7 protein-coding genes are annotated in these 10,285 nt (G+C 62.8%); 5 read left to right on the top strand and 2 right to left on the bottom strand.

Annotated elements, in window-relative coordinates:
* Positions 1 to 45 precede the first annotated feature (45 nt).
* The 4 genes from F8N49_RS20530 (at position 46) to F8N49_RS20515 (ending at position 3,498) form a co-directional block, all read left to right on the top strand.
* Entirely contained in the window at positions 46 to 756 is a 711-nt protein-coding gene (locus F8N49_RS20530; RefSeq protein ID WP_076567723.1) for an ABC transporter ATP-binding protein, read from the top strand.
* A gap of 1 nt (position 757) precedes the next feature.
* Complete coding sequence (locus F8N49_RS20525) at positions 758 to 2,023, top strand: ABC transporter permease (RefSeq protein ID WP_151552327.1); 1,266 nt, start codon at positions 758 to 760, stop codon at positions 2,021 to 2,023.
* 11 nt (positions 2,024 to 2,034) lie between these two features.
* Complete coding sequence (locus F8N49_RS20520; protein ID WP_024014502.1) at positions 2,035 to 2,553, top strand: DUF3299 domain-containing protein; 519 nt, start codon at positions 2,035 to 2,037, stop codon at positions 2,551 to 2,553.
* A 246-nt stretch (positions 2,554 to 2,799) separates the two neighbouring features.
* Positions 2,800 to 3,498 (top strand): OmpW family protein, encoded by a 699-nt coding sequence (locus F8N49_RS20515; RefSeq protein WP_024014503.1) that lies wholly within the window; start codon positions 2,800 to 2,802, stop codon positions 3,496 to 3,498.
* A gap of 358 nt (positions 3,499 to 3,856) precedes the next feature.
* On the opposite strand, the gene F8N49_RS20510 is transcribed toward F8N49_RS20515, so the two are convergent.
* Positions 3,857 to 4,789, bottom strand: coding sequence for an NAD-dependent epimerase/dehydratase family protein (locus tag F8N49_RS20510; protein WP_071173730.1), 933 nt, complete (start codon positions 4,787 to 4,789; stop codon positions 3,857 to 3,859).
* Positions 4,782 to 5,666: a sugar nucleotide-binding protein gene (locus F8N49_RS20505; protein ID WP_038860943.1), complete on the bottom strand. Its 885-nt coding sequence runs from the start codon at positions 5,664 to 5,666 to the stop codon at positions 4,782 to 4,784. The genes F8N49_RS20510 and F8N49_RS20505 overlap by 8 nt, the downstream gene beginning before the upstream one ends.
* A gap of 302 nt (positions 5,667 to 5,968) precedes the next feature.
* On the opposite strand from F8N49_RS20505, the gene F8N49_RS20500 reads away from it, so the two are divergent.
* Positions 5,969 to 10,255 (top strand): DEAD/DEAH box helicase, encoded by a 4,287-nt coding sequence (locus F8N49_RS20500; protein ID WP_151552325.1) that lies wholly within the window; start codon positions 5,969 to 5,971, stop codon positions 10,253 to 10,255.
* Positions 10,256 to 10,285: the final 30 nt, after the last annotated feature.

The raw sequence follows: 10,285 nt of genomic DNA, 5'->3' as shown, positions 1-10,285 counted from the left end.
CTCGCTCCCACAGGGTTATGTGTTCACTTCATGAAAATCGGTGCCATGACCCAAGCACTCATCGAACTTTCCGACCTTGGCTTCAACTGGCCCGGTCACCCGCCGCTGCTGGACATCCCGGCGTTTCGTCTGGAAGCCGGCGAAACCCTGTTTCTCAAAGGCCCCAGCGGCAGCGGCAAGACCACGCTGCTCGGCCTGCTTGGCGGGGTGCAGAAGCCCAATCGGGGCAGCATTCGCCTGCTCGGCCAGGAGCTGACCGAACTGTCTGCCGGCAAGCGCGATACGTTTCGCGTCGATCACACCGGCTACATTTTCCAGCAATTCAATCTGCTGCCGTTTCTCTCGGTGCGCGAGAACGTTGAGTTGCCGTGTCACTTCTCGAAACTGCGTGCGCAACGGGCGAAACAGCGCCATGGCAGCGTCGATCAGGCCGCCGCCACCCTGCTCGCGCACTTGGGTCTGAAAGACGAAAGCATCCTCAGCCGCCGCGCCGACTCGCTGTCCATCGGCCAGCAACAACGGGTCGCTGCCGCCCGCGCGTTGATCGGCCAACCGGAACTGGTGATCGCCGACGAACCGACCTCGGCACTGGATTACGACGCCCGCGAGAACTTCATTCGCCTGCTGTTTGCCGAGTGCCGCGAGGCCGGATCGAGTCTGTTGTTCGTCAGCCACGACCAGAGCCTGGCGCCGCTGTTCGACCGTCATCTGTCCCTGGCCGAACTCAATCGCGCCGCCACGTCCGCCGAGGTCTGAGATGTATCTGTTTCGTCTGGCCATGGCCAGCCTGGCCAACCGCCGTTTCACCGCATTGCTCACCGCCTTCGCCATTGCTCTTTCGGTGTGCCTGCTGCTCGCCGTCGAGCGTGTGCGCACCGAAGCCAAGGCGAGTTTCGCCAGCACCATCAGCGGTACTGACCTGATCGTCGGCGCTCGTTCGGGGTCGGTGAACCTGCTGCTGTATTCGGTGTTCCGCATCGGCAACGCTACCAACAACATCCGTTGGGACAGCTTTGAACACTTCGCCAACAACCCGAAAGTGAAGTGGGCAATCCCCATGTCCCTCGGCGATTCCCATCGCGGCTATCGCGTGATGGGCACCACCGAAGCCTACTTCGAGCACTACCAGTACGGGCGCCAGCAACACTTGGAGCTGGCCGACGGTCGCGCGTTTGCCACCGATCCTTTCGAAGTGGTGCTCGGTGCCGAAGTCGCCGAAGCGCTGCACTACAAGCTCGGCGACAAACTGGTACTGGCCCACGGCGTGGCGGCGATCAGCCTGGTCAAGCACGACGACAAACCCTTCACCGTGGTCGGCATTCTCCAGCGTACCGGCACGCCGGTGGACCGCACGTTGCACATCAGCCTCGGCGGCATGGAGGCGATTCACATCGACTGGCACAACGGTGTGCCGGCGCGCGGCAACGGGCGGATCAGCGCTGATCAGGCGCGCAACATGGACCTGACCCCGCAAGCGATCACCGCGTTCATGCTCGGCCTCAACAGCAAGATTTCCACCTTTGCCTTGCAGCGCGAGATCAACGAATACCGTGGCGAACCGATGCTGGCGATCCTGCCGGGCGTGGCCTTGCAGGAATTGTGGAGCCTGATGAGTACGGCCGAGAAAGCCTTGTTCGTGGTCTCGCTGTTCGTTGTGCTGACGGGGCTGATCGGCATGCTCACGGCGATTCTCACCAGCCTCAACGAACGTCGCCGGGAGATGGCGATTCTGCGTTCAGTGGGGGCGCGGCCGTGGCACATCGCAAGCCTGCTGGTGCTGGAAGCTTTCGCCCTGGCCCTGACCGGGGTGATCGCCGGGCTGGCGCTGCTGTACATCGGCATCGCCGCTGCGCAAGGGTACGTGCAGGCCAATTACGGTTTGTACCTGCCGCTGGCATGGCCGAGCGAGTATGAATGGACGCTGCTCGGTGGCATTCTGGCGGCCGCGCTGCTGATGGGCAGCGTGCCGGCCTGGCGCGCGTATCGCCAATCCCTGGCCGATGGCCTGTCGATCCGTTTATGAGGATGTTCACCATGCCCCGCGCCCTGCTTGCGCTGCTGATGCTGGTCGCCCTGCCCGTGTGGGCGGCGGCGCCGAAAGACCTGACCTGGTCGGAAATGATCCCGCCGGACGCCGCGCCGGAAGTACCCAACATGACCCCGCTGCACGACCTGTCGAAGATGGGCGACGCACTTTCCGCCGAGTCCGCACCAGCGGCCAAGCAGGACATGCCAAATGCGCCGGTCGTGAAGAGCCTCGACGGACAGAACATTCGCCTGCCCGGTTACATCGTGCCGCTGGAAGTCAGCGAAGAGGGGCGCACCACCGACTTTTTGCTGGTGCCGTATTTCGGCGCCTGCATCCACGTACCGCCACCGCCGTCGAACCAGATCGTCCATGTGAAAAGCGAACTGGGCGTGAAGCTCGATGAGCTGTATCAACCGTACTGGGTTGAAGGACCGTTGCAGGTGAAAGCCTCGAGCAGTGAACTGGCCGATGCCGGGTATCAAATGGAGGCGGAGAAGATTTATGCGTATGAGCTGCCGGAGTAAGTCCCGGTAGTTTTGTATTGTCCGCAGAGACCCCATCGCGGGCAAGCCCGCTCCCACAGGTTATGTGGGTGAGCAAAAAACTGACAAACAACTGGATCATTGTGGGAGCTGGCTTGCCAGCGATGGGGCCGAGATGAACGCCACAAAAAAACGGGCCTTCACTGTTTCATTGAGCTGAGTCAAAACACCGTATCAGACGGCTTCGTACCCTAGGACATCGAATTTTTATGTCCTTTCGGAGCCCCCATGAACAAGTCCTTGCTCAGCGCCCCGCTGTTTGCCCTCGCGCTCGCAGCCCCGCTCGCCCACGCCCACGAAGCCGGTGACATCCTCGTGCGCGCCGGTGCGATCACCGTCAACCCGAAGGCCGACAGCTCCAGCGTCAAGGTCGATCAGGGTCCGCTGAGCGGCACCAATCTGGGCGGCAAGGCGACCATGAGCAGCGACACTCAACTGGGTCTGAACTTCGCCTACATGCTCACCAACAACATCGGTATCGAACTGCTGGCAGCCACGCCGTTCGAGCATGACGTCAAGCTCAAGGGCACCGCCCTGCCCGCCGCCAACGGCAAGCTCGGCACGCTGAAGCACCTTCCGCCGACCCTCAGCGTCGTCTACTACCCACTGGATTCGAAATCGGCCTTCCAGCCGTATGTGGGTGGTGGCATCAACTACACCTGGATCTACGACGAACACGTCGGCAGCGAAGCCAGCGCCAACGGCTTCAGCAACTTCAAGGCGAAAAATTCCTGGGGCCTGGCCTGGCAGGTCGGCGCCGACTACATGATCACCGACAACATCATGCTCAACGCCCAGGTGCGCTACATCGATATCGACACCCGCGCGACCGTCGAGAACAACGCCGTCGCACCGGGCACCCGTGCACGGGTGAATGTGGATGTCGATCCGTTCATCTACATGGTCGGTCTGGGCTATAAGTTCTAAGTCGATTTTTTACTGAACGTTCACGTGGTGGTGAATGAGGCTTGGTGGCGGGCAGGCACAGACCTGACGAAGACCGTACGCAGTCGATCGGGGGATAACATTCCCTCCCCACAGGGATAGCGATATTCCGGCCGTGAAAAAGGCGCCTGTTGAAAGGCGCCTTTTTCATTTGGTGCTGAGTCATGTGGGGCGTTGGAGGCCCGGGCCCCTCACCCCAGCCCTCTCCCGGGGGAGAGGGAGCCGATTTGTGTGTTGTTCAAAACCTGAGTTCGACTGGGTATCGCAAGTCGGCGTACTTCTCACAAACACCTCAGTCAGTTCCCTCTCCCCCTGGGAGAGGGCTAGGGTGAGGGGCTTCTCAGGAGCGCCCGAGCAAGCGCGCCAGGCCCACACTCATCGGCGTCTGCGGCGGCATTTCAAAGCGCTGCAGCAAGCGTCGGTTATCCGCTCGCGAATGGCGGATATCACCCGAACGCGCCGGCCCGTAGCTCACGGGCGGCAGTTCACCGACCACTGATTTCAATGCTTCGAGCATCTGCTTCAGGCTCATCGCCTGATTCCAGCCAACATTGACCGCGCCTTCCTGTACATCAGGCTTTTCCAGCGCCTGCACCAGCAAATCGACCAGATCACCGACATAGAGGAAATCGCGAGTCTGCTCGCCATCGCCAAACACGGTGATCGGCAAACCCTTCGAGGCGCGCTCGCTGAAAATGCTGATCACCCCGGAATACGGCGAGGACGGATCCTGGCGTGGGCCGAAGATGTTGAAGAAGCGAAAAATTGCCGGTTCCAGGCCGTGCTGGCGACGGTAGAAATCGAAGTATTGCTCACCGGCCAGTTTGTCCGAGGCATAGGGTGTCAGCGGCGCTTTTGGCGTGTCTTCATCAATCGACTCGCCCTCGCCATTGTTGCCGTACACCGCCGCGCTGGAGGCGTACACCACGCGCTTGACCCCGGCCAGGCGCATGGCTTCGCAGACATTCAGGGTGCCGATGAAATTGCTCTGGTGGGTTTTCACCGGATCGTCCACCGAGGCCTGCACCGAAGCCACGGCCGCGAGATGCGCGACAGCGTTGCAACCTTGCATGGCGCGGGCGACCAAAGCGGCATCGGCGACATCGCCGACCACCAGTTCAACCTTGGGATTGTCCAGCGGCAGGTTGCTGCGCTTGCCGGTCGACAGGTCGTCAAGCACGCGTACCGCATAGCCCTTGGCGAGCAAGGCATCGGTCAGGTGCGAGCCGATGAATCCGGCGCCGCCAGTGATTAGAACCGTTCCTTCAGCCATGTCGATAGAACCTGTCCAGTAGACCCGGGAGTGCGGCACGCCAGGCGCGCGGCTTGATCCCGAAAGTGTGGAGAATTTTCTTGCAGGCCAGCACCGCGTGTTGCGGTTCTTCGGCGGCGTCCGGGCGCGCGGCGTGGGCCTGCGCGGTCGGTGCTTCGATCGCCAGCGGATGCAGGCTACGTGCTTCGGTGAGAATCGCCTGGCCCAGCGCCAGCGGTGTGGTCGCTTCGTGGCCGGCGTAATGGTAAGTGCCCCACAGCGGCGCGGCGCAGTCGAGTTGCTTGAGCACGGAGATGATCACTCGCGCGGCGTCATCGACCGGAGTCGGATTACCGCGCCGATCATCGGCCAGCAACAACTCTTCGGGTTGTTCCGCACGGGCGAGGAAGCGCCCGAGGGTGCCGTCCGGACTGTCGTCGAGCAGCCAGCCAAACCGCAGCAATACATGTTGCGGGCAGGTCGCGCGCACGCTTTGCTCGATGCGCCACAAGGCCTGACCGCGCAGGCCCAGCGGCACCGGTTCGTCTTTTTCGCTGTAGGCCGTGGCCCGCGAGCCGTCGAACACGCGATAGCTCGACGGCTGCACGAGGACAATGTTGTGGTGCTGGCACAGTTCGGCCAGACGCTCGATGGCGCGTTCCTGACCGCTCATGCGGCTTTCGCTGACGCTCTCGGCCTGGAACCAGTCGAAATAGTAGGCGAGGTTGATCAACGCATCGGGACGGGTGTCGTCGAGCAGTTGGGTGAGGCTCGCGGCATCCCAGCCGTTTTCGGGCGGGCGGGGGGCGAGGAAACCGATGTCTTCTTCCGCACCGAGGCGAATCAGCGCCTGCCCAAGGGCATTTCCGCCGCCCAGTAACATAAGGCGCATTCGCATAGAGTCAGCAGGCCCAGTCTGATTGGAACGATGGCTTTGGCGACGGTTCTCGTGGAACCGTCGTCGATAATTGCCGGAATCGTTGCATTTTGCGGGTTTAGTGCGCAACCGTCATCCGTAAAGTGTAGATGCGGGGATTTGTATTGAGGCAACCGGCCTCATCGCTGGCAAGCCAGCTCCCACAGTTTTGTGCCAGGCATGAATCCTGTGGGAGTTGGCTTGCCGACGATAAGGGCCTGACTGTCGCTGAAGATCCCCAGCGGTACTTGCATCTTCCCGCCCCCGCCCGCATAACTTCAGTCATGAATCTGCCCCTCCCCGCCACCAGTGCGCTAGCCGGCTTTCACCCCGCCGTCAGCGCCTGGTTCAACAAGACTTTCCCGGCGGTCACCACCGCTCAGGCCCGTGCGTGGCCGTTGATCCGCCAGCGCCGGTCGACGCTGATCGCCGCGCCTACTGGCTCGGGCAAAACCCTGACCGCGTTCCTCGCCGTGCTTGATGAGCTTGTCCATCGAGGTCTGGAACAGCCCGATGGTTTGCCCGCCGAAACCCTGGTGGTCTATGTCTCGCCGCTGAAGGCACTGTCCAACGACATTCAGATCAACCTGCAGAATCCACTCGCCGGCATTACCGCGCAATTGCGCGAGATGGGCCTGCCGGAGCTGACCATCACTACCGCCGTACGAACCGGCGACACGCCGCAGAAAGACCGCGCCGCCATGCGCAAGACCGCGCCGCACATTCTGGTCACCACGCCGGAATCGCTGTACGTGCTGCTTGGCTCGGAATCCGGGCGCAGGATGCTCGGCACCACGCGCACGGTGATCATCGACGAAATCCACGCGATGGCAGCCGGCAAGCGTGGCAGTCATCTGTCCTTGAGCCTTGAACGGCTGCAAGCGTTGTGCGCCGAACCGCTGACCCGCATCGGCCTGTCCGCCACGCAGAAACCGGTAGAAGCCGTGGCGCAGTTCCTGGTCGGTCAGGATCGCCCCTGCGAAATCGTCGACATTGGCCACGCCCGCCCTCGGGATCTGGGCATCGAAGTGCCGCCGGTGCCGCTGTCGGCGGTGATGGCCAATGATGTCTGGGAACTGGTGTACGAGCGCCTCGCCGAACTCGCTCGCGAGCATCGCACCACACTGATTTTCGTCAACACCCGACGCCTTGCCGAGCGCCTCAGCCGGCATCTGAGCGAGCGCCTCGGCAAGCAGGCCGTGGCGGCGCACCATGGCAGCCTGGCCAAGGAGTTTCGCCTCGACGCCGAACAACGGCTCAAACGCGGCGAGCTGCAAGTGCTGATCGCCACGGCATCACTGGAACTGGGCATCGATATCGGTGAAGTCGACCTGGTCTGCCAGATCAGTTCGCCGCGTTCGATTGCTGCGTTTCTGCAAAGGGTTGGCCGTTCCGGACATCAGGTCGGCGGCACGCCCAAGGGTCGTTTGTTCGCCACTACCCGCGACGATCTGATCGAGTGCGCCGCCCTGCTCGACTGCGTGCGCCGGGGCGAGCTCGATACGCTGCACATTCCGGAAAAGCCGCTGGACGTGCTGGCGCAGCAGATCATTGCCGAGGTCAGTTGCCAGGAATGGTCGGAGGACGCGTTGCTGGCGATGTTCCGCCGAGCGTGGCCGTATCGCGATCTCGACGAAAAACACTATCAGGCCCTGCTGAGCATGCTCGCCGAGGGTTACAACGGTCGCCAGGGCATCCGCAGCGCCTACCTGCACCGCGATGCCGTCAGTCGCACCTTGCGTGGCCGGCGGGGCGCGCAACTGACCGCCGTGACCAGTGGCGGCACGATTCCGGACAACGCCGACTACAGCGTGCTGCTCGAACCGCAGGGTTTGAACATCGGCAGCGTCAACGAAGATTTCGCCGTGGAAAGTATCGCCGGCGACGTGTTCCAGCTCGGCAATACCTCGTACCGCATCCTGCGGGTAGAAAGCGGCAAAGTGCGCGTCGAGGATGCGCAGGGCATGCCGCCGACCATTCCGTTCTGGCTCGGCGAAGCGCCGGGGCGCAGTGATGAACTGTCGGCGGCCGTCGCGCGCCTGCAAGCGCAGTTGGACGAATTGCTCAGCGCCAGCCCCGGTAATCTGCAACCGGCGCTCGACTGGCTGACCACCATACTCGGCCTCAACCTCGCCAGCGCCGAGCAACTGGTCGAATATCTGGCGCGCGCGCGGCAAACCCTCGGCGCCCTGCCCTCGCAGGACACGCTGTTGATGGAGCGGTTTTTCGACGAGTCCGGCGGCACCCAATTGATCATTCACACGCCATTCGGCAGCCGCATCAACCGCGCCTGGGGCCTGGCCCTGCGCAAGCGTTTCTGCCGCACCTTCAACTTCGAGTTGCAGGCCGCCGCCAGCGAAGACGCGATCGTGCTGTCGCTGTCCACCAGTCACAGTTTTGAGCTCGACGAGGTCTGGCGTTACCTGCACAGCAACAGCGCCGAACACACCCTTATTCAAGCCGTGCTCGATGCGCCCTTGTTTGGCGTGCGCTGGCGCTGGAATGCCGGGGTGGCGCTGGCGTTGCCGCGCTTTACCGGCGGGCGCAAAGTCGCTCCGCAACTGCAACGGATGAAAAGCGAAGACCTGATCGCCAGCGTCTTCCCCGACCAGATCGCCTGCCTGGAAAACCTCGCCGGCGAGCGTGAAGTCCCCGAACATCCGTTGGTGGAACAGACCCTCGACGATTGCCTGCACGAAGCGATGGACAGCGAAGGCTGGCTGACCCTGCTGCGGCGCATGGAGCGTGGCGAGGTGCGCCTGATCGCCCGTGATTTGCCGGCACCGTCGCCACTGGCGGCAGAAATCCTCAGCGCCCGGCCGTACACGTTTCTCGACGACGCGCCGCTTGAGGAACGCCGCACCCAAGCGGTGATCAACCGGCGCTGGAGCGATCCGCAGTCGACCGATGACCTCGGCGCGCTGGACGCCGACGCGATCACGGCGGTGCGCGAAGAAGCCTGGCCGTCGCCCAATTCCATGGATGAAATGCACGAAGCGCTGATGAGCCTCGCCTGCATCAGTGACGCCGAAGCGCGCGCCAACGCGGGTTGGCCGGACTGGCTGCAAATGCTGATGGCCAGCGGCCGCGCCTGCCGGTTGCAGATCGACGCCGAGCATCAGTTGTGGCTGGCTCGCGAACGCCTGAGTTGCCTGCAGGCACTTTATCCACAAGCCACGTTGGCGAGCGCAGCAGTGGCGCTACCCGGATTCAACGAGGCGTGGACATTCGATGAAGCGCTGGTCGAAGTGATCCGCGCCCGCCTCGGTGCCTTTGGGCCAATCCCGTTGCCCGCCATTGCCGAGCCGCTCGCGCTGCCAGCCGCGCAAGTCAATCAGGCCCTCGCGCAACTGGAGCGTGAAGGTTATGTGTTGCGCGGCCAGTTCACGCCGAACAGCGCGATTGAAGAATGGTGCGAACGCCATCTGCTGGCGCGCGTCCATCGCTACACGGTCAAGCGCCTGCGCCGGGAAATCGAACCGGTGGCATTGCAGGACTTCATGCGTTTTCTGTTCGACTGGCAGCATCTGACGCCGGCCACCCAAGGTCAGGGCAGCGCGGTGCTGCCGGCGATTGTCGGCCAGTTCGAAGGTTACCCGGCGGCAGCTTCGGCGTGGGACAGCGACATCCTGCCGGCCCGCCTCAAGGACTATTCGCCGAGCTGGCTGGATGAACTGTGCCGCAACGGCAAACTGGTGTGGACGCGCATCAATGCGCGGCAGAAGGTCAGCGGCTCGGCATTGCGCAGTACGCCGATTGTGCTGCTGCCGCGCAGCCAAGTGGGTCTGTGGAGTGCATTGGCAGAACAGACACCAGTGAGTGAGTTATCGCCGAAAACACAGAAAGTCTTCGAGGCGCTGAGTCAGCATGGCGCGCTGTTTTTCGATGAGTTGATTCATGAAGCACGCCTGCTGCGCAGCGAACTGGAAATCGCCTTGCAGGAACTGGTCGCCGCAGGTTTGGTGAACGCCGACAGCTTCGCCGGCTTGCGTGCGCTAATCACTCCTGCAAGCAAGCGCCAGCAGCGCAGCAGTCGACGCGGACGCGGGGCGTTTATCGGCGGCATGGACGATGCTGGACGCTGGGCATTGCTGCGCCGGGGTTCGTCAGCCGATGCCGCCGAGACGCTCGAACATGTCGCCATGACCCTGCTGCGCCGCTATGGCGTGGTGTTCTGGCGTCTGCTGGAACGCGAAGCGGACTGGTTGCCGAGCTGGCGGGAATTGCTGCGCACCTTTCATCGTCTGGAGGCGCGGGGCGAGATTCGTGGCGGGCGGTTTGTCAGTGGTCTGGCTGGCGAGCAGTTTGCTTTGCCCGAAGCCATTCCCTTGCTGCGCGAAGTACGCCGACGCCCGCAGGACGGCAGCCTGGTGGCGGTGTGCGGAGTTGATCCATTGAATCTGGCCGGGACGTTGTTGCCCGGGGTGAAAGTGCCGGCGCTGGTGAGCAATCGGCTGGTGTATCGCGATGGGGTGCCGGTGGCCGCTATGGTTGCGGGCAAGCCGCAGATCTGGGGGGAATGGGATCAGGTGGTCGTTGAGCAGATAGGCAGGAAACTCATCCGCAATTGAGGGTCTGTTCTGGCCTCATCGCGGGCAAGC

It is taken from the genome of Pseudomonas sp. GXM4 (assembly GCF_008923895.1).
GTDB lineage: Bacteria > Pseudomonadota > Gammaproteobacteria > Pseudomonadales > Pseudomonadaceae > Aquipseudomonas > Aquipseudomonas atacamensis.
The sequence above is the reverse complement of the archived record's forward strand: the minus strand, read 5'-3'. Positions and strand labels throughout refer to the sequence as shown.